The organism is uncultured Pseudomonas sp. (assembly GCF_943846705.1).
In the GTDB taxonomy this organism is placed as follows: domain Bacteria; phylum Pseudomonadota; class Gammaproteobacteria; order Pseudomonadales; family Pseudomonadaceae; genus Aquipseudomonas.
Map to the genome: position 1 here is coordinate 4048357 of NZ_OX044366.1, position 20759 is coordinate 4069115.

The 20759-nt window shown below is 58.3% G+C and carries 16 protein-coding genes; 2 read left to right on the forward strand and 14 right to left on the reverse strand.

Annotated elements, in window-relative coordinates:
* Positions 1-10: 10 nt before the first annotated feature.
* From Q0V31_RS18820 to Q0V31_RS18860, 9 genes are all read right to left on the reverse strand, one after another.
* Positions 11-1087: a YCF48-related protein gene (locus tag Q0V31_RS18820; protein WP_298191144.1), complete on the reverse strand. Its 1077-nt coding sequence runs from the start codon at positions 1085-1087 to the stop codon at positions 11-13.
* A gap of 211 nt (positions 1088-1298) precedes the next feature.
* A complete protein-coding gene (locus Q0V31_RS18825) occupies positions 1299-2669 on the reverse strand; it encodes a DUF1329 domain-containing protein (RefSeq protein WP_298190412.1) in 1371 nt (456 codons plus the stop codon).
* A 67-nt stretch (positions 2670-2736) separates the two neighbouring features.
* On the reverse strand, positions 2737-4686 hold the full coding sequence (locus tag Q0V31_RS18830; RefSeq protein ID WP_298190414.1) for a DUF1302 domain-containing protein: 1950 nt from the start codon (positions 4684-4686) through the stop codon (positions 2737-2739).
* A 638-nt stretch (positions 4687-5324) separates the two neighbouring features.
* On the reverse strand, positions 5325-7985 hold the full coding sequence (pepN, locus tag Q0V31_RS18835; RefSeq protein ID WP_298190417.1) for an aminopeptidase N: 2661 nt from the start codon (positions 7983-7985) through the stop codon (positions 5325-5327).
* Between the two features lie 54 nt (positions 7986-8039).
* A complete protein-coding gene (locus Q0V31_RS18840) occupies positions 8040-8876 on the reverse strand; it encodes a DUF2797 domain-containing protein (RefSeq protein ID WP_298190420.1) in 837 nt (278 codons plus the stop codon).
* The gene (locus Q0V31_RS18845) at positions 8876-9139 is read right to left on the reverse strand and encodes a DUF1315 family protein (RefSeq protein WP_298190422.1); all 264 of its coding nucleotides are present in this window, start codon (positions 9137-9139) and stop codon (positions 8876-8878) included. The genes Q0V31_RS18840 and Q0V31_RS18845 overlap by 1 nt, the downstream gene beginning before the upstream one ends.
* A gap of 188 nt (positions 9140-9327) precedes the next feature.
* On the reverse strand, positions 9328-10197 hold the full coding sequence (locus Q0V31_RS18850; protein WP_298190424.1) for a rhomboid family intramembrane serine protease: 870 nt from the start codon (positions 10195-10197) through the stop codon (positions 9328-9330).
* Positions 10194-11168, reverse strand: coding sequence for a metallophosphoesterase (locus Q0V31_RS18855; protein ID WP_298190426.1), 975 nt, complete (start codon positions 11166-11168; stop codon positions 10194-10196). Before Q0V31_RS18855 ends, Q0V31_RS18850 begins: the two co-directional genes overlap by 4 nt.
* A complete protein-coding gene (locus Q0V31_RS18860) occupies positions 11168-12055 on the reverse strand; it encodes an NAD(+) kinase (RefSeq protein WP_298190428.1) in 888 nt (295 codons plus the stop codon). The genes Q0V31_RS18855 and Q0V31_RS18860 overlap by 1 nt, the downstream gene beginning before the upstream one ends.
* 94 nt (positions 12056-12149) lie before the next feature.
* Between Q0V31_RS18860 and Q0V31_RS18865 the strand changes: the two genes are divergently transcribed.
* Positions 12150-13094, forward strand: a complete 945-nt coding sequence (locus tag Q0V31_RS18865; RefSeq protein ID WP_298190430.1) for a DUF1853 family protein — start codon at positions 12150-12152, stop codon at positions 13092-13094.
* A gap of 30 nt (positions 13095-13124) precedes the next feature.
* On the opposite strand, the gene Q0V31_RS18870 is transcribed toward Q0V31_RS18865, so the two are convergent.
* From Q0V31_RS18870 to Q0V31_RS18890, 5 genes are all read right to left on the reverse strand, one after another.
* Positions 13125-14234, reverse strand: coding sequence for a cyclic nucleotide-binding domain-containing protein (locus tag Q0V31_RS18870; protein WP_298190431.1), 1110 nt, complete (start codon positions 14232-14234; stop codon positions 13125-13127).
* A gap of 27 nt (positions 14235-14261) precedes the next feature.
* Entirely contained in the window at positions 14262-15212 is a 951-nt protein-coding gene (locus Q0V31_RS18875) for a pyridoxal-phosphate dependent enzyme (RefSeq protein ID WP_298190433.1), read from the reverse strand.
* Positions 15213-15214: 2 nt separating this feature from the next.
* On the reverse strand, positions 15215-16585 hold the full coding sequence (locus tag Q0V31_RS18880; protein ID WP_298190435.1) for a chromosome partitioning protein ParA: 1371 nt from the start codon (positions 16583-16585) through the stop codon (positions 15215-15217).
* Positions 16586-16850: 265 nt separating this feature from the next.
* Positions 16851-17279 (reverse strand): nuclear transport factor 2 family protein, encoded by a 429-nt coding sequence (locus Q0V31_RS18885; RefSeq protein ID WP_298190437.1) that lies wholly within the window; start codon positions 17277-17279, stop codon positions 16851-16853.
* 65 nt (positions 17280-17344) lie between these two features.
* On the reverse strand, positions 17345-19378 hold the full coding sequence (locus Q0V31_RS18890) for an NADPH-dependent 2,4-dienoyl-CoA reductase (protein WP_298190439.1): 2034 nt from the start codon (positions 19376-19378) through the stop codon (positions 17345-17347).
* Between the two features lie 232 nt (positions 19379-19610).
* On the opposite strand from Q0V31_RS18890, the gene Q0V31_RS18895 reads away from it, so the two are divergent.
* Positions 19611-20648: an AraC family transcriptional regulator gene (locus tag Q0V31_RS18895; protein WP_298191146.1), complete on the forward strand. Its 1038-nt coding sequence runs from the start codon at positions 19611-19613 to the stop codon at positions 20646-20648.
* Positions 20649-20759 lie beyond the last annotated feature (111 nt).

Sequence of the window (20759 nt, forward strand, 5' to 3'; positions counted from 1 at the left end):
GGCTCCCGGCTTATTGTTGTTGGCCCAGATCGGCGCCCGTAGGCGCAGCAGCGTGAACGCCACCCTGCCCTACCAGAATCAGATTGCCGTTTTCCATTGCTGCAACGCCTGCCAGCGAAAGCCGGTCGGCACGATTGGTCACACTGAAATTGCGGCCGTTGTCGGTGCTCTTGAGTACGGTACCGCCATGCCCAACCACCACAATGGAGCCGTCGGCCAGACGATTACCGTCAGCCAGACCAAACTCCAGAGGGCCATTGTGGGCGGTATTCAAGCTGATCGCTTGCCAGGTCGTACCGAAGTCAGCCGAGCGGAACAAGTGCCCACGCAGGCCATAAACCAGTAACGCTCCGGCTTCATCAGTACCCAAGGCACCAAACAGTGAGCCCTCATAAGGGCCCTCTAGCGTTTCCCAGGTTTGCCCCCAATCGGGTGAGCGGAACATCACGCCTTGCTCGCCGACGACAAACAGGCCGGAGTCTTTAACCTCGACGATAGCGTTGAGGTGATAAAGGTCTTCGTTGCCCATACGCTCGCCAATATCAACCCAATTGGCACCACCATCGGTGGTTTCCAGCAGAGCGCCATAGGCACCCACAACAAAACCGTTATTACGATCCTTAAACCAGACATCAAGGAACGGAGCACCCTCTTCACGCTCGAGGTCTTCGAACTGCTTGACCCAGGTAGCACCACCATCGGTGCTAGCTAAAATCTGCGCATCGTGACCGACGGCCCAGCCATGGCTATCGTCGATAAAGAACACGGCAGTAAGCATTTGCTTGGTCGGCACTTTGGCCTGCACCCAGCTCGCGCCGTTGTCATCGGAGAGGAGGATATGTCCACGATCACCGACGGTGACCAAGCGCTTGCCCAGGCTGGCAACATCCAGCAGCAAGCTATGCTCGGCCTTGGCAGACATGATCGAGAATTTACTGCCTTCATCGCTGGCAGCTTGCAGTGGTGCACTGGCCAGCATCAGCATGGATAGCACACTGCACAGCGACAGCGCTTTGGCTATCGGTGAGTGGCGGAACCCCGGCGTGCGGGAAGCCCCCACAACATGACCGGCCTGGGTGCGCCGCATAACGGGCTCACTCATATACCTTCCCCCCTTATTCTTATAGGTCGCACTACCCTTATAGCAGTGCGCCTATCCTACTGAGCTTTCAAAAGGCCTGACAATCGGCGCGACGTTATGTTTTGTTAAACCCGGCCGTCTACCATGCCCTGTTCGACAGATAAATAGCAAAAGGCCGCTACAACGGTAGCGGCCTTTTGCAAAACCCACATGCAGATTAACGCGTACCGCGACGACGCAGCGCAGCAGGTTTGAAGTAACCATCATCCGGCACTGGCTGGCTGAAATCGATGGTGCTTGGCTCTTCGTTATCCAGGTTTTGTACGTGGTAACGACGCGCCTGCAGATCGTGGAAGGTATCCAGCGCAGACCAGGTGGTCGGCAGATCGTAGTAGTTCTTCAGGTAGGCAATCGACACGCGCCACAGCTCGCCGCGACCGTCGTACTGATCAACCACTGCGGCTTGCCAGCTGTCCTCATCGAGGAACAGGGTGCGCTTGGAATAGATGTGGCGAGCGCCTGATTTCAGCGTGCCCTCAACCACCCATACACGGTGCAGCTCGTTACGCGTCAACGCCGGATTCAAGTGACCGACTTGCAGCAGGTCCTTGTACTTGACGTCCGGGCTGGTGACTTTGTAGCTGTTGTACGGGATGTAAATTTCCTTCTTGCCCACCAGCTTCCAGTCATAACGATCTGGCGAGCCGTTGATCATGTCGGTGTCGTCTGCAGTGCGCAGGCCGTCAGCCGCCGCGATCGGGGTGTCATACGCCAGGTTCGGCGCGCGACGTACGCGGCGCTGACCGGCGTTATAACCCCACGCCTGACGTGGCTCTTTAACTTGATCCAGGGTTTCGTGTAGCAGTACCGCGCCACCAGCCAGGCGCGCCGGACTCTTGGTGAAGGACAGGTAGTAGAACATGATGTTGTTCAGGTCAGCAGCCGTGCCTTTCGGGTTGTAGAATTTGAACATGGCCTCCTGCTGCGAGGTCACCAAGGAATAAGCCCCGTTACGCTGCACAGCCACTTCCGAAGCGCGGCGCACGATGTATGTACCACGGTAGCGGGCAACGTGGTTCCACAGCGCCTCGACACCATTCTGCGGGATCGGGAATGGGATACCACCGTAGGCATCGGAGAAGCCGTTACCGCCATCGAGCAGCTTGGCAGTGGTGGCGTTCTTCAAGGTGTTGTCGTACACCCACTTTGGCGCAGAGCCGGAACGACGGGTCTGATAGACCGGCATCTGGTAGCTGTTCGGGTAAGTATTAAACATGGCAATCTGACCTGGGGTCAGGTTGTCTTTGTACTGATCCAGATTGGCCTTGGTGATGGTGAACAATGGCTTGTCACCGGCAAAAGGGTCAACGTGGTGCTGGCCTGGTGTGGTGTAACCAGCTGGAGCCGTGGTAATACCGCCGGTCCACTCAGGAATAGTGCCCGCTGCGTTACCGGCTTTCTCGGCACCAAATGGGGTGAGGCTTGCACCCAACTTGGCCGCCTCCGTAGGCGAAACTGCAGCGAACGCGCCGCCAGCGGACAGGGTCAGCGCAATGGCAACACCCATCAGCGTGTGCTTTTTCAGCATCTTGATTCTCCGTGAAAATAAGTCATCAACCGAGCGCCCGCAGGCACTCGGTATTTTCTAGTTATGTTTAGAAGGAATACTTAACGTTGACGCCGATATTGTCGCGATCGCGGCTGCCGTTGTTCTGACCGCCACCGAAGAACTCGGTGTAAGCCAGCTCGCCTTCCAAGCTGTTCAGGTAGCTGGCTTTAACACCGAGGGTATAAGCCTTGCGGCCTTCGATAAAGTTACCGGTCTGGTAAGAGTTACCTTCGAAGTCATCCTTATATACGGCGTACGGTGAAACGTTTACCCCGGCATAGACGTCGTTCCAAGTACCGCTCAACACCAAGGTATAGCCATAAGCGTTCTTATTGACCTGATCATCACGATCACCGCCGCTCACATAAGAGTTATTGCCGCGACCTGAGTAATAACGATTTTTACCATTAAAATCAGTGTATTGAAGGTCATCACCACGCAAGTGTTCCGACGCTAACTCAGCGATACCAAACAAAGAGTCAAAGCCCAACGTAGGACCAAAATTATAGATGGTACCCAGCGAGGTATTGAATGCTTCAACACGCTTTACGTTGTGGATTTCGTCACCCAACTGAACTTGCTGACCGCCAATATTAACCAGCTTTTTTGAAGCCAACTGCGGTGCTTGCAACAGCAAATCACCAAGCAGGTCATTGGTAGTGGCAACACCAATCGGCAGGTTCGGACGGTAGGACAGTTCACCGAAGACTGAGGCACTAGCTACAGTAGTATTGAAACTAAGGCCGTACATACGAATATCTTCAGCGTACTCACGACGCGCGTTTACCTGATTGGCTACGTCGATAGTTGTTAACCCACCGGCAGAATCAAGAAACGGTGCGTAATTAGCTTGAGACCCGCAACCTACTCCACCACCTGCCAGAGCACAAAGCGTTTGTGCAACACCAACTACATTGACACCTGTATAGTCGCCAAGGTCTGCCGCGATCGTAGGCTCTTTTGAGTGATAGTTAACAAAGTAAGCACCGAACTCAGTGGAGTTAAGCTCCTCAGCGATATACTTAAAATTAACACCATATTGGCCATCGTTTTTTGCATTGATATCAGAACCAATTTTCGCAACTTGGATGTTGCCATTGGAATCCACGTTACGACCACCCGCCAAGCCACCAATACCTTGCGCACTTAGCCTTGGGTATGCAGCACCTGCAGGAATGAGCGCCGCCTGCGTCGAATAAGCAGTATTACCACCATCAGCAAACAAGTCAGTCTCAGAGAAGTAAGTACCTACTGGGTCAATAGCGCTTTCTTTCCAGTTGAACTGGTAGAAAGTTTCCATCGATAGGTTATCCGTCAGGCCTACGTTAAAGCTCAGGGCCTCAACCGGCACCAGCACTTCTTTTAACTCAGCGCCTGGCAGGCGAAACTTAGCGGCGTCAACCGGGTTGGTCGTATTGACGCCACCACGATAAAACAAGCCTTCACCCCAGTTGAAAACTTGCTTACCAAAGCGAGCGCTAAGTGGCATATCACCAACATCCCAATTGCCATAAACGTAGGCATCGAGAATTTGAGCACCGCGGCCGGCCTTGTGACGAGTCTCGTAGGTGAAACTCGAGTCGTCCGGCGTGTTTTGGCTCGGCTGCGAAGGGTTGTTCTGACTCATGTAGTCGTTGCGTTTATCCATGATCTGAGTGTCATAGAACGCCGTCCCGCGGACAAACACACCATAATTCTGATAGCGCGCTTCCATATCAGTGGTGATTTTGAATACTTCAGAAACCAAGCCGGTATCAAAATTGCGATTGCCGTCGTTGGTATTGATATCGTCATTGCTCTTGTCCTGACCCTGTACACGCCAGAGTTGACCGTAGGACACGGTAGAGTCGATGGAACCGGTGATTTCATTGTCGGCGAAGCTGAATTCAACCGCCTGGGCATGCGCCGCTACCAGCAGAGGAAGGATGCCAACAAAAGCAAAACCTGCCTTGGCAGGTGCAAAATGCAAAACAGGCTTACGCGACTTAATTTCCATTGAAATATTACTCCGTGTACAGATCATCTATTTTGTACCCACCACCGGGGCACGTTATGGCCGTACTGACGACGACCTTAATTGCTGATTGGGAGGCATCCCCCAACGCGCTCACACGCACCTCATTGTTTGGCATGCACCATTACGAGGCAAAATCAGCTTCTGCACTTGCAACCATGGTGCCAATTCAAACAAGCGTATAAAAAATAGCTGCACGCAAAATACAGAACTCTACACCCACAACGTGACTGATCATTCACCAGCCAAATGACAGACAGCCGGAATGTGTTTAGCTTTTTTTGTCCTACCATCTGGCGCGTTCCGTCACCCGGACAGCCAATAACGCGCTCAGACGCCTCAAACAACTCAGCCAAGGTCAAGCCAAATAGCCCGCGCAGATTTGCGCACGCTTGGTTTCCACTCGAGAAGAGGTAACACAATGTGTTACCTGCGCGAGACTGGTAACACATTTATGCCATTGTTGAGGCCCAGACAAACACCCCACAACCCCATGCATTGCACATGGAGCCGCAGAGTAGACCTTTAGTATTAATGAGGACGACTAAAAAGCAGCCGGACAGCTGTAACAGCGCTTTATGCGTACCGGTGTTACCAGCGAGGTGGTTACAGCACAGTGTTTAATCAACCAGGCTTTTGCTGACCACCTCATAGACATCACTGGACAACTCCCCCGAGGCCAAAATGCGCTGCAATTCGGCTTTCATCTGCGCCTGACGGGCATCGCCATATTTGGCCCAGCGGGTCAGCGGGGCCAGCAGGCGCGAAGCGATCTGCGGATTAAGCGCGTTCAGGGTGATCACCTGATCGGCCAGGAAGCGGTAGCCACTGCCGTCTGCCTGATGAAACCCTAGCAAGTTCTGCCCAGCAAAGGCCCCGATCAAGGCACGCACCTTGTTCGGATTCTTCAGGGTAAAGGCCGGGTGCTGCATCAACTGCTCGACTCGCTGTAGCGCGCCCGGCAGTGCGCAAGCAGCCTGCACGCTGAACCACTGATCCATGACCAGTGGGTTGTCCTTGAAGAAATCAGCGAAACTGGTCAGCGCAACGGCTTTCTCGGTCTCGAACGGCGAATTGACCAATACAGCCAAGGCCGCCAAGCGCTCGGTCATGTTGTCGGCGTTCTCAAACTGCTCCAGGCACACCGCCAGCACCTCAGCCTTACCACTCAGCATCAGGTAAGACAGGGCAATATTCTGCAGGCTACGCCGGGCAAAGTGCTCAGCTTCGGCCACATAGGCGCTATTGCGGGAAACCTCGCGGTTTGCCTGATAACGCTGCCACAGCAGAGCAAACAGCGCATCCGCGAGCTGCTGACGGGCAAACTCTCGCGCGGAGTGGATAGCCTCAACATCGGCCACTTCACTGATTTGGGTCAGATACGCCTCGCCCGGCAGCGACAGCATTTCGGCGACCATGGCTTGATCCAGCGACTCGTCCGCCAGCAGCGTACGGAAGGCCTCGACCAGACGCTGATCAAGCACCAGCGGTTCGCCACGTTGATGCTGACCGATCAAATCCTGGAGCACCTGCACCGACAGTTGCTGCCCCGCTTCCCAGCGGTTAAAGCCATCACTGTCGTGCTGCATCAGGAACATCAGCTGATCACGGTTGTAGGGGAAGCTCAGCTTGATCGGTGCGGAAAAGCCGCGCAGCAGTGAAGGCAGCGGCTTTTCCGGCAGATTAATAAAGGTGAATGCCTGCTCGGCCTCACTCACCTGCAGCACACGTGCACCCGCCACGGCGGTATCTTCGCCCACCAGCTGCAGTGGCAGTTCGCGCCCCTGGGCATCGAGCAGCGCCAGCTCAACAGGGATCACAAAAGGCAGCTTCTCCGTCTGCCCCGGCGTCGCCGGGCAACTCTGATGGAACGCCAGCCGATAACTGTTGGCGGCCGCATCATAGCTCTCGCTCACTTCCAGGCGTGGCGTACCGGCCTGACTGTACCAGCGCTTGAACTGAGTCAGGTCGATACCGTTGGCCTCTTCCATCGCGCGGATAAAATCGTCGCAGGTCACGGCCTGGCCGTCGTGGCGTGCAAAATACAGGTCGCTGCCTTTGCGGAAGCCTTCGGCGCCGACCAGAGTGCGGATCATGCGCACCACTTCCGAACCCTTCTCATATACCGTCAGGGTGTAGAAGTTGGAAATTTCCATAAAGGCATCCGGGCGCACCGGATGGGCCATCGGGCCGGCATCTTCGGCGAACTGGTGGGTGCGCAGGTAAGCCACGTCTTCAATGCGTTTGACCGTGCGCGAATGCATGTCGGCACTGAACTCGGCATCACGGAATACGGTAAAGCCTTCCTTGAGCGACAGCTGGAACCAGTCGCGGCAGGTCACGCGGTTGCCCGACCAGTTATGGAAGTACTCGTGGGCGACCACCGCTTCGACGCGCTGGTGCGCCGCATCGGTAGCGGTTTCAGCCTTGGCCAGCACGCAACTGGAGTTGAAGATATTCAGGCCCTTGTTTTCCATGGCGCCCATATTGAAGTCGTTGACCGCGACGATCATAAAGATGTCCAGGTCGTACTCACGGCCATAGACTTCTTCGTCCCACTTCATCGACTTCTTCAGGCTGTTCATGGCGTGCTGGCATTTGTCGATATTCTCTGGCTCGACATAAATACGCAGCGCCACCTCACGCTGGCTCATGGTGGTGAAGCTGTCTTCCACACACCAGAGATCGCCCGCCACCAGCGCGAACAGGTAAGCCGGTTTCATAAACGGGTCTTGCCAAGTCGCCCAATGCCGACCGCCCTCTTCCTGACCGCTGGCAATCGGGTTGCCGTTGGACAGCAGCACGGGGTAGCTGTGCTGTTCGGCGCTCAGGGTGGTGGTGAACTTACTCATCACATCCGGACGATCGAGGTAGTAAGTGATCTTGCGGAAGCCTTCGGCCTCACATTGGGTGCAGAACATGCCACTGGACTTGTACAGGCCTTCCAGCGCGGTGTTGCTTTCCGGATGGATGCGCACGCTGCTGTCGATCACGAAGCTAGCGCTGTCGGGCTGCAGGGTCAGATGACTGTCGGTTAGTTGGTAATCGGCGGCGCTGAGCGGACGATCATTCAGCGTGACCGAGAGCAGTTCCAGCTGCTGGCCATCCAGCACCAGTGGCGGCAGACCGCTGCCGGCCGCCGGGTTGCGCCGCATCACCAGTTGCGCATGCACCAGAGTGTGGTCCTCGAACAACTCGAAGGTCAGGTGCGTTTCATCGATCAGATAATCCGGGGCCTGGTAGTCCTTGAGGTAGATCATCTTCGGCTGTTCGGTGCGCATGGCTTGTGGCCCTTTATCTACGGCGCGCGGGCGCCGGCTTGGCAAATGGGAAACTCAGACGGCCAGTTCGTGGATGGCCAGCTGATAAGCGGTGTACTTGCGGATATTGATCACGCCGGTGTCGAACATCAGGTACTGGCCCTTGATGCCCAGCAACGTGCCCTCGGCCAGCGGATTTTTATCCAGGTTGAAGCTGGTGATCTTGGCCGGGTAAGCCTCAATCGGGTAGGCAATCTGCACCACTGATTGATCGTTCAGCGGCTGAATGGCCTGAATACCGAAGCGCTGCTGCAATTCGGTCAAGCCGCTGCTGCAACTGGCGAACAGCTGCTCACGCACGGCCGTAAGGTCTACCGGCGTAGCATCGCCCTTGAGCAGCGCGCGCCAGTTGGTTTTATCCGCCACCTGACTGCGCAACAGGTCTTCCACAAAGCCGGACTGCTGGCGAGTGGCGACGCGCAGGATCGGCAGCGCTTGGCTAGCGCCCTGATCGATCCAGCGGGTGGGGATTTGCGTGGCGCGGGTAATCCCGACTTTCACTCCAGAAGAGTTGGCCAGATAGACCACGTGATCGGTCATGCAAAACTGCTCGCCCCAACTCGGCTCGCGGCAGGTTCCTGCGTCATAGTGGCAACGCTCGGGGCTCATGATGCAGATGTCGCACTGCGCCAGCTTCTGCATGCACGGGTAGCAGTAACCTTGGCTGTAGCTGCTCTTAGTCTTGCGCCCGCAATGGCTGCAATGGATGGCGCCGAGAAACTCCAGGCGCAGGGTTTTACCGATCAGCGGATTGACCGGCAGCAGCTCATCCCCCAGGCGAAAGCTGTACTGCACCGGCGCATCCAGCTGCGCCGCCATTTTGCTCAGGGCGCCACGCGCTAACTCACTCATCAGTGCAGGGTATCCGAGGATTTGAACAGCAGATTGGCTACCGGTGCGGACTTCGAACTGCATTCCTGCGGGCCCATATAGCCGATACGTTCTTCTTCCGGCAGGTTATGGGTTTCCCAGGCAATCAGCGCCTGCAACGTCAACTCTTTCTGTTCTTGAGTCAACTTGCGGCCATCCGGCCATTTGCCGATTTCCACAGCCAGCTTGAGGTTCAGATAAATCTCAGGGGTGATGTTTTCAATTGCTTCGATAAAGGACGACATAACGCCTCCAAATACAAAGTGGCAGTTTACCAGCCTGCTGCACAACTAAGCAGGCCGTTGAAAACCTAGGTGGGGCAGGCAAGACAAGGCGAATACGGCCAAAAATGCGGAGCTTACCTGCTGTAAATGCGCCTTTTGAGGCCGTTTTCAACGCAGTATTGCCAACCCAGGCAGTTTTTAGCGGCCAGCTAACTGCGTTGCCGGCGCGCCAGCAAACCGCCAACCAGCCCACTCAAACAACCTGCCAGCAGGCCACCGACGTGCGCAGCATTGGCAATGGCGCCGAACTGCAGCAACTCGAAAATACCGGTCATGCAGATCAGCAGCCAGGCCAGCATCATCACCAGTACGCCGGGCGGTAGCCGATAGGCATTGCAGGGCGCCAGGCGCTGGAAAATCCAGCAATGCCCAAGCAAACCGTAAAGCACCCCGGAGAGACCACCAAACAGTGAAGGGCCGGCATGCAGGTACTGGGCAAAGTTGGCCGCCAGGCTGAACAACAGCGTCATCCCGAGCAGCATCCATGGGCCCTGACGCACCTCGATACGCCGCCCCAGTTCCCAATACCACAGCGTGTTCATCGCCAGATGAAGGAAGCCGAAGTGAATCAGCATCGGCGTCAGCAGCCGCCACCACTGGCCGCTGGCCAAGGTGCCGTTGAGGTAATCAAAGTAGATGTAGTCGCCCTGCACGCGGTAATCGACAAAACTCAGCCCGCTTACGCTGGCCAGGTTATCGCCGAGCAAGGTGATAGCCGCGACGATAAAGGTCAGCAGCAACACACCCGCGGTCACACGGCAGGCGCGCAGTTGCTGGCTAAAGCTCGGCGAATGATTTGCAGCACGCGGCGGCGACTCAAGCGCGGCCACAGCGTCACCCTGCGGATAACGCGCATAGAGCGTGCGCACCTGTTCAGCCAACGACTCCTCGGGTACCCAGAGCACTTGCTCCCCGGCCTCTTCCGCTACCCGGTGCGGCACCTGCAAGCGCTGTAACAGTGCAATAAAGCCGCTCAAGTCAACGTACTCGGGCAAGCGCATCGCTGCCACTGGACTCATGGGCGCGCCTCCGGGCTATCGACATCGACCCAGACGAACTTGCTGGCATCCAGGCGCACCTCCTGATCGAGCCGGTACGCGACCATTTTGCCGTTTAGCACCGCGCTGTAATCCAGGCAGGCCAGGTTGCTGCGAATTGGTGCGGGCTTGCCGCTGCGCCAGTAGTGGCCGACAAACAACAGCGGTTGATCGGCTGGGTATTTAAGTAATTCAGTCTTCTGCAACTCACTCAGCGGCATCTGCGCCGCCAGCTCTGGCAAGGCATCAGGCTGAAAGACAATATCGCCGTAGGTTTGCGGGTCTTCTTCCCAGAACTTGGTGCGAAAGTGCGCACGGGTAAAACCGTCATCGCTGGTCAGGGTCATGCCGTGCGGCAGGCGCATATCGGTGCCGCGCAACAAGCGGTCCAGCGCGGTGTTGGCAAAGCTGCCGTGCACCGCCGCCGCCTGCAGAAAAGGCTCATCAATACAACCATCGGCAAACTGCGCGCGCAGTGGCTCGATCAGGCTGTCATCCCAGCAGGCATGCACCACGCGAAAACGCCCGGCATCGATAAACAGCGGCAGCTCGTAGAACCAGCCGAGAAACTCTTGCCACTCTGCCGGGTAGGCCTGGAACTGCTCGAGGGTTTCCTTGATCAACCGGGCATGCCGCGGCGTGTGCTCACGCACGAACTGCCGGCCGCTGCCAGGGGCTGCCGGCGTACTCCAGGCCAGCGCATTGAATTCATGGTTACCCATGATGCACAGCGCCTGACCGGCGACGACCATGTCCCGTACCAGGTGCAGGGCCTCGCGGATACGCGGGCCACGGTCAACCAAATCCCCGAGAAAAATCACCATACGCCGCGGGTGACGCCATACACCCGCCTGCTGGCGATAGCCCAGGGTGGCCAGCAGATGCTCCAGGGTTTTCGCACAACCATGGATATCGCCGATCAGGTCATAACCACGAGCAGGGTCGAGAGGCATTAAGCACCCCCGCCGAGCCGGCTGCCCCAGCCCAGTTTGTTGCGGCAGACCTCATAGAAGTTGTGGTCCAGAGGATGAATCAGACGCAGCTTTTGCGGCCGTTTGGCTACGGTAATGGTGTCGCCAGGCGCGCAGGTGAAGTGATTTTGCCCATCACAGGACACCAGTGGGTAAATCTGCATATCTTTGGACACGACGATTTTCAACTCGCTATTGCCATCCACCACGATAGGCCGGCTGGACAGCGTATGCGGGTACATCGGCACAATCACGATGGCATCCAGCTTGGGGTGCATGATCGGCCCGCCGGCGGATAGCGCATAGGCTGTCGAGCCGGTTGGCGTCGCGACAATCAGACCGTCAGCTTTCTGGCTAAGGACAAACTGGCCGTCGATATACAGTTCGAACTCAATCATGCGCGTGGATTTGCCTGGGTGCAGCACCACATCATTGAGCGCATCGCCCTGACCGATGGCCTCGCCATGACGGCGCACTTCGGCTTCAAGCAGAAAGCGATTTTCCGTCAGGTAGTGCCCTTCGAGCACCTGCGCGACCTTCACTTCCAGCTCGTCGGGACGAATATCGGTGAGAAAGCCCAGGCTGCCCCGGTTCACACCCAGCACCGGTACCTTGTGCCGCGCCAGCGCGCGAGCGGCGCCGAGCATGCTGCCGTCACCGCCGACCACGATCACCAGATCACAGATTTCCCCAAGAATTTTCCGCGAGGAGGTCTGCAGACCATGGCCTGGCAACACTTCGGCAATGGTGTCTTCGAGAATCACATGCAGGTGACGAGCGATCAGAAACTTCTTCAGCCGGCGAATGGTGTCGAGCACCTGGGTACTGCCCAGTCGACCGATGATGCCGATATTACGAAATTGCTCCATGGGACTCCCGCCAGGCTCTATCTAATGGCTCGGATTATGGGCGAAAGGCCATGGCAGCAGCAAACCGCTGACCGCTCTGCGCTATGCTCGCAACATGACGCCCTTCCCTTCACTCACCGATCTGCCCTCGCAACTGCGCCAACCCGCCGTTCGCGACCTGGCCTGGGCGCTGCTTTCACCGCCGCTGTTGGCGCAGGTATCGTGGCCACAGCGCCACCCACTCAAGGCCAGCCGCTGGGGCCAGCAGCCCGCAGCGCTGGCTGACTGGTTACTGGCCCTGGATGCGCACAGCCAAGCGCTGACCCAGTGGCTCAGCCAAAGCTCGGTACGCCGGCTTGGCCTCTACTACGAACGCCTCTGGCAGTTTGCCCTGCATGCCGCGCCGGATATCGAGGTGCTGGTCGCCAACCTGCCGATCCGCCAGCAAGGCCATACCCTGGGCGAGCTGGATATGCTGCTGCGTGATGACGAAGGCGTGCATCACCTGGAACTGGCCATCAAGCTGTACCTGGGCCAGCCAACCTGCAGCGGCACTGATCTGGCGCACTGGCTCGGCCCGGGCAGCCACGATCGCCTGGATATCAAGCTGGCACATATGGGCCAGCACCAGCTGCCGCTCTCTTCAAGCACGCAAGCGCAGCAGCGGTTGGCTGAACTGGATATTCATCAACCCCAAGCGGCAATGTGGCTGGCCGGCTATCTGTTCTACCCCTGGCAGCAAACCTATGCCGCTCCGCGGAGAAGCAACCTGATCCACTTGCGTGGGCGCTGGCTGCATCGCGCAAACTGGGAGAGTTTTGCCGCGCACAACCCAGGGTGCTGGCAGCCATTGCCACGGCACGCCTGGCTAGCACCGGCGCGCCTTGATGAGCAGCAGTTATGGGCAGGCGAACGACTCACTCAATGGCTTGCGGCACTGCCGGAGGATGCCAACGCTCAGTTGCTCGTACGCGTGTTTGAAGGCCCACAGCACGCCTGGCTGGAGGCCGAGCGGGTGTTTCTGGTGAATGACAGCTGGCCGCTGCAGGCCACCGACTAGTCAGCGAACCCGCAGCTAGCTGAGCACACCTCAGCGACTGCGCTCGGTGCGCCCACCCGAACGCGCCAGGTAGCCCGAGCCACGCTCACACAACAGCGCATCACGCTGCACCGCCGGCAAAGCATCCACGCCATTACGCAAGGCGTAGGCGCTATAGCCCAGCTGCGAAAGCAGAAACACCGCACTGGCACTGCGCTTACCACTGTCGCAATAACACAGGTAGGTACGTGTTTTATCCAGCAGGCGGGCCTTTAGGCGCAGCAGCTGCAGTGGCATGTGCAAAGACTGCAAGGCGTGGGCACGCTCGTACTCTGCTTGCAAGCGCACATCCAGCCACTGCGCCCCGGCAGCCAACAACCGCGAGGCTTCGCCGAGCGACACCTCATTCACCACCGGCGCCTTAAGCAAGGCGAAGAAATCCTGGCGATCCAGACGCAGCACCACACTCTCTTCCAGCATGGTGACCGTGGCATTGCGCGGACTGTCAGCCAGCAGGGCTTCCTCACCAAAGCAGGCGCCAATCTCCAGCTCGGCCAATACCTGCTGCGCGCTGCCGGCACCGCGAATCACCTCGGCCCGACCACTTTTCAGAAAGTAGCAGCAGTCGCCGACATCACCTTCCTGCAGCACAGTACTGCCGGCAGCTAACTCGATACGCTGCAGGCGCGCGAGCATGGCACGCACATTGGACGGCGGCACTTTGGCGAACAACGGGTTTTCCAGCAAGCACTCCAGCCACTCAACCTCCTCTTCACTCTGGCCCAACTCCAACAGCAGATCCTGATAGGCCAGGCGCCAGGTAAGCAAACGATTGAGGGTGGCAGTATCCACAGCCAGCACGCTGGCATCGGTCAACGCCCGCGCCTCATGCAAGCGCGGCAAGCTCGGCGACAGCGGGTGGCAACTGGCCTCACTGCCCGCTTGCAAGCGCTGCTCCTGGCCATCAGCCGATTGCAGCAGCAATTCGCCAGCCAGCAGGTAGTAGGTCAAGCGCGCCTGATCCCCAAGACGAAACAACAACTGCCCCATCAGCAATGGTTGCGGAACCAATTGCCCACGTAACTCGCGCCATTGCTGCTCAGACAGCACATTGAGTGGCGTCAGGCTGCGAAGCTGTTCGGGGTTAAGGGGTTCGTTCATGGGATATCCAGACTCCGCTGGTGAAATTCAGAGTAGCTGCGTTACGCCGGCGGCGTGCTGCAACAGCGCAGCAGCACGCCCCTGCAGACCACCGGTATGAACAAACACCAGGCGACTGCCGCGAGCAAAGTAACCGGCCACCACCTGCTGGCGCAACGCCATTAATGCCTTGGCGGTATACAGCGGCTCCAGCGGTACGCCGCTTGCTATCTCTGCGGCCTGCATAAAGCTGAGCAGCTCGGCGTCGACCTTGGCAAAGCCACCTCGGCTGGCGGAATGCAACTGGTAACGCCCAACGGGCACTCCGGCAGCCTGCACGATCGCCTGCACCTGTTGCTCGACACCATGATTGGCCGGCACAGCCAGCGCCGCATGCACCGGGCGCGCAGCAGCTTCAGCCAATAACAGACCCGCCAAGGTGGTACCGGTGCCGGCCGCCAGCCACCACGCGTCGTAATCGCTCCACCCCAGGCCAGGTAGTTGCTCGCGCACCTGTTGCACCAAGCTCATACAACCCAAGGCGCCCGGCAAGCCACCACCACCCTCTGGCAGCGGATAAAAGCCTGGATAATCCGCCAGCCAAGGCCGCCAGAATTCGGGGGCATGCCGGGCCCGATAACCCGCATACCCCAACCAGTGCAAGTGCATGCCGAAGGCCTGCAGATCGCTCACAGTCGGCGTCTGCTGCGGATGGCCACGCAACAAGCCCACCGTGTTGAAACCAAAGCGCTTGCCGGCCGCAGCCAGAGCATGCAAGTGATTGGAGTGCGCGCCGCCGAGACTGATTACGCCACTAGCACCACTGGTTTGTGCTGCACGCAGATGCTCGATGAGCTTGAACCATTTATTGCCGCTGATCAGCGGATCAAGCAGGTCCAGGCGTAACACCGCCAGCTCAACCCCGGCAGCAACCGACCAATCAAGACGCAAGGGTTGCAAGGGCGCGCATGGCGTCCAGTTAGGCAGGACAACAGGCAAGGCTAGCTGACAGTCCGCATACGGCTACTGGCCTTGTGCCGCGCGCAGCAGTTGGACTCAGAGAGGGTAAAGCGGCTGGGCGTGTCGATCCGGTCGATTGGGATAGCGCAGCGCTCACCACTCGGTAGCGCGGCCTCGCAGCTTGGCTGCTGGTAATGCGCCAGCCAATGGCGGTACTGCACTTCACTGACAAAGCATTTGGCGGCGGCGTAGGCCAGTGGGTTGTCCTGATAAGCGGCGATGTCCTGCAGTGGAATGGTCAAATGGCCGGCACCGGGGTGATATACCACAAAGACCACACCGCGCCTGGCCAAACGCTCGAGTATCTGATCGCCGCCCTGGCTAGCCAAGTCCGCATATGCGCTTTTCAAGCGACTGATTTCCTGCTGCGCCTGGGTGTCCTGCTCAGCACGATAAGCCAGCTCAACATCACGAATGGCAATCTGCTCTTTGTATTCAGCCACTGCCGAGGCGACCTTGGCCTGCATCTCGGCCTCGAATTGCGCACGCAGGCTGTCACTCTCACTGCGGCCATCACGCTCCAGCGCGCGCAGTTGCTCGGTGATTTTCTCACGGGAGGTCTGGAAGTTCGCCGCCTGAGCCGCCAATTGCGCCTTGAGCGCCGCATTGTGTTCTTCCTGCTGACGCAGCGCCTGATGCAAGCCATGAATTTGCGCCTGCAGGTTCCTGCTCTGCTCCTCACTGGCTAATTTGAACTTGGCCAGTTCTTCCTCATGCTGCTGGGTCAGGCTGCTGATGCGTAAGCGCTGCTGCTTGATCAGTTGCGCGGCTTTCAGGCGTTGCTCCTGATCAAGTTTTTGATTGTCCTTGGCGACTGCTTCCTGAGCCGGATCCGCCGCGTACCACTTATCCTCCGAGGCCATTTGCAGGCGCTCTGGCGCGACCGCCTGAAGCGACTCATCTTCAGCCAGCAAACCCAGGGTGTTGCGTTTGACCACATCGCGCAGCAGTGCCAAGTCATTATTGCCAGGGCTCAGGCTCGGGTCCCAGAGGTGCATCTGGTGCCAGGACACCGGGCATTGACTGCGGCAGGCCAGACGAATCGGCCCGCCGCCCAGATCAGGGCCACGTCCGGCTCGCTCAGCCAGCGCCTGTAGGGGAATATTCCAGCCGGAGTCGGGCGCACCCTTCTCATCAAAATCCAGATAGAAGAACACCAGCGCTTTGATCTGCAGGCGCGGGTTGATCAGCATGAACGCCACACGCATTTGCTGATCGGCGAACTCCGGCATATTCACTACGCCATCGAGCAACGCCTCGAATTCGGCGAAAAACATTTGCTTGCAGATACCGCCGCGTTCACTGAAGAACATCACGGCCTCAACCATCTGCGGCTTGCTCTGCATGCTCATCGGTTTTCCTCTAAGCCGAATCGGGCGCTCCGCTCGGTGTATGGCACATCCTGCTTATGCTGCGCAAAAACCAGCGCACATAGCAAGGCTGCCAACATTCTGACGGGTTAAGCAAAGCCCACATTTTCAGGCGCTATACCCTTGCTCAGGCAAGTCTAGGGGAAAAACCAAGCCCAGCAATGTGACAGGGTTGGCAGTCACCCTGCCAGCAAACCGTGAAAAACCGGCCGACAGGGCGAAACTGTGATGGGTTTGGTGCAACGCCTCAGGCTTTGGCCGCCGCCAGAAAAGGCGCCAGTCGCCGCCCCATCTCGTCACCCAGAGCTTGCAGACCACTCATAGGGCGAATCATTACCTCGAACTCAACGATCTTGCCGGTTTCATCGAAGCGGATCATGTCGATGCCCTTGAGTTCGCGCTCGCCCACCTTGGCACTGAACTCCAGCACCACATTGAGACCATCGGCGCTGGCCAGCTCACGGTGGTAGGCAAAGTCGACAAATACCTGACTCACGGTATTGAGTATCAGCGAAACCATGGGCGCGCCGGCATAGGGTTTGAAGGCCATTGGCGAACGGAACACCGCCTGCGGATGAAGCAGCGCCGGCAAGCCGCTCAGGTCATTTTTTTGCATCAGAGCATGCCACTGGGCAAGCGTGGCCGCGGCAACGGGTTGCAGTTGGGTGCTACTCATCATGCTGTTCCTTATTGTTGTAAGCCACATAGCAAACGCCCCGCATAGAGCGGGGCGTTGGTCACTTAGAGCTCGGCGGCGAGTCGCGAGCCCTGGTTGATTGCCCGCTTGGCATCCAGCTCACTGGCCACGTCAGCCCCACCGATCAGGTGCACGCTATGCCCGGCGGCCACCAGGCCATCCTGCAGCTCGCGCAATGGATCCTGACCCGCACAGATAATCACCGTGTCCACCGGCAGCACCTGCGGCTCACCACCGGCAATGCTGATATGCAGGCCGGCATCGTCGACCTTGAGGTATTCGACCGAGTTGAGCATCTGCACATTTTTATTCTTCAAACCGGTGCGATGGATCCAACCGGTAGTCTTGCCCAACCCATCGCCAACCTTGGTTTTCTTGCGTTGCAGCAAGAACACTTCACGGGCCGCGGGGTGCACATCCGCCTTGATCCCGGCAACACCGCCGCGAGCCTCAAGAGCAGCATCGATACCCCACTCCTTCCAGAAAGCCTCGCGGTTCAGGCTGGTCGTCTCACCGGCATGGGTGATGAACTCGGACACGTCGAAGCCGATCCCGCCCGCACCGATCACCGCGACTTTCTGGCCAACCGGCTTGCGCTGCAAAATGGCGTCCAGATAGCTGATCACTTTGGCGTTGTCGATACCTTCGATGGCCGGGGTACGCGGGGCAATACCAGTGGCCAAAATGATTTCGTCATAGCCACCCTTGGCCAACTCATCAGCCGACACACGGGTATTCAAACGCAAGTCGACGCCGGTGGTTTCCAGCTTGCGCTTGAAGTAGCGCAGGGTTTCAACGAACTCTTCCTTGCCTGGCACGCGCTTGGCCACGTTGAACTGGCCGCCGATTTCGCTGGCCGAGTCGAACAGGGTCACGCTGTGGCCACGCTCGGCGGCTACGGTGGCGGCGGACAAGCCAGCAGGACCGGCACCGACTACGGCGATCTTCTTCACCGCGCTGGTCGCAATGTAATTCAGCTCAGTCTCGTGACAGGCCCGCGGGTTAACCAGGCAACTGGTCAGCTTGCCGCCGAAAGTGTGATCCAGGCAGGCCTGGTTGCAACCGATGCAGGTATTGATTTCATCACTGCGGCCTTCGGCGGCCTTGTTGACGAAGTCCGGGTCGGCGAGAAACGGCCGCGCCATCGACACCATATCGGCATCACCTTCGGCCAGCACCTGCTCGGCAATTTCCGGGGTGTTAATACGGTTAGTGGTGATCAGCGGAATACTGACTTCACCACGTAGCTTAGCGGTGACTTTAGTGAAAGCCGCGCGTGGCACCTTGGTGGCGATGGTCGGGATACGCGCTTCGTGCCAGCCGATACCGGTGTTGATGATGGTCGCACCAGCCTTCTCGATGGCCTTGGCCAGCAAGACAATCTCATCCCAGGTGCTGCCACCTTCGACCAGATCAAGCATCGACAGGCGATAGATGATGATGAAGTTCGGGCCTACAGCTTCACGCACGCGGGTGACAATCTCCACCGGCAAACGCATGCGGTTCTCGTAGCTGCCACCCCAGCGGTCGGTACGATGGTTGGTGTGGGCAACGAGGAACTGGTTAATGAAATAACCTTCCGAACCCATGATCTCAACACCATCGTATTCGGCCTGCTGGGCCAATACGGAGCAATTGATGAAATCCTGAATCTGCTTCTCGATGCCTTCCTCATCCAGCTCTTTGGGCTTGAATGGGTTGATCGGCGCCTGAATCGCACTCGGCGCGACTGACTTCGGGCTGTAGGCATAACGGCCGGCATGCAGGATCTGCATGCAAATTTTACCGCCCGCCTCATGCACCGCCTTGGTCACAATCTTGTGCTTCTCGGCTTCTTCCACGGTGGTCAGCTTGGCGGCACCGGAATACACGCCGCCTTCTACGTTCGGACCAATACCGCCCGTGACCATCAGGCCGACGCCGCCGCGGGCGCGCTCGGCGAAATAGGCAGCCATGCGCTCAAAGCCGTTCGGCTTTTCTTCCAGACCTGTGTGCATCGAGCCCATCAGGGTGCGGTTCTTCAGGGTGGTAAAGCCCAGGTCGAGCGGGGCCAGCAGGTGCGGGTAGTGAGCAGTCATGAAAATCTCCACATCGAACAGAGGCATTACACGGATGCCGCAACCTCTTGGCGGGTCGCGGTCGATATGGTCTAGACAATAATCAGCCGAGGTGAACGGCTCAATGACCGAAAATTACAACCTACTGATCAAAAAGTGCAGCGAAGCTTGGCAAAGCCAAAACGCTTGCCTACCCTGACGCCTCTCCTGAACACCCAACAGCGCCTAGGGCAGGCTGGATAGCGTAAGAATGATCAAAAACACGCGGGTCAAACTCGGCGACCTCTCGGTTGGCTTTGTCGGCAGCCTGGCGGATGCCATGCGCCATTGCGCCCAAGATCCCAAGCCGCTGCTCGACAGCTACGGCCTGGATGCGGCGCGACTGGCTGAGCCCCGCGCGCGACTATCGATCCCGCGTTATATGCGCTTAGGCCATGCCGCAATTCAGCAATGCTCGCAGCCCGGCCTTGGGCTACTGATGGGGCAAACCAGCCGCCTCAGTCAACTAGGCCTGGCCGGTGTAACCGCAGCCCAGGCGCCGACTGTTCGCGAAGCGGCACGCGCACTGATTCGCTTCGAACCCTTGTACGCTGCCAATTATCGCGGCCAGTCTAGCCTGCATGAAGATCGCCAGGGTGCCTGGCTGCGTTTCTATTCGATCAGCCCGTATAACACCTACAACCGCTTTGTCGTCGACTCGGTGCTGGCCAGCTGGGCGCAGCAACTGAGTAAGCTGGCGCAACAAGCCCTGCCCGTGGAGAAAGTGCAGATCGAGTTTCCCGCCCCTGATTACGCAGCGCAGTACGCGGAGTTGTTTGCCTGCCCGGTGGAGTTTGCCAGCGAGCACAATCAGCTGCGCCTGAACCAGCAGAGCCTGAACCTGCGCAATCCTGAGCACTGCCCAAGCACCTGGCGGCACCTGCTGGAAATCTGCGAAGGGGAACTGCAGCAGCTGACGCGCACCCGCAGCCTGCGCGAACGCATCACTCAGCTGCTTGGCCCACTGCTGCACGGCCACGAGCCGGATCTCACAGAAGTCGCCACGCGCCTGCAATTACCCACCTGGACACTACGGCGCAAGCTGGCCGATGAAGGCACACAGTTTCGTAGCATCCTTAACGACACCCGCCGCGACCTGGCCATGGCCTACATCCGCGACACCGAACTGGCCTTCGGCGAAATCGCCTACCTGCTCGGCTTTGCCTCAGCCGAGGCGTTCCAGCGCGCGTTCAAGCGCTGGAACCGGCAAACCCCGGGTGAATACCGCCGCGAACAACGCCGCGCCCGCTAACAAGCCGCTCTGCACGGCTAAAGCTCGGTGGCGTCTTCATCACGCTCCGGCATATCCGGCTCGGCGGCGCGAGCTTCCAGCAGCTCTTCTTGATAATCATCCATTACCTGC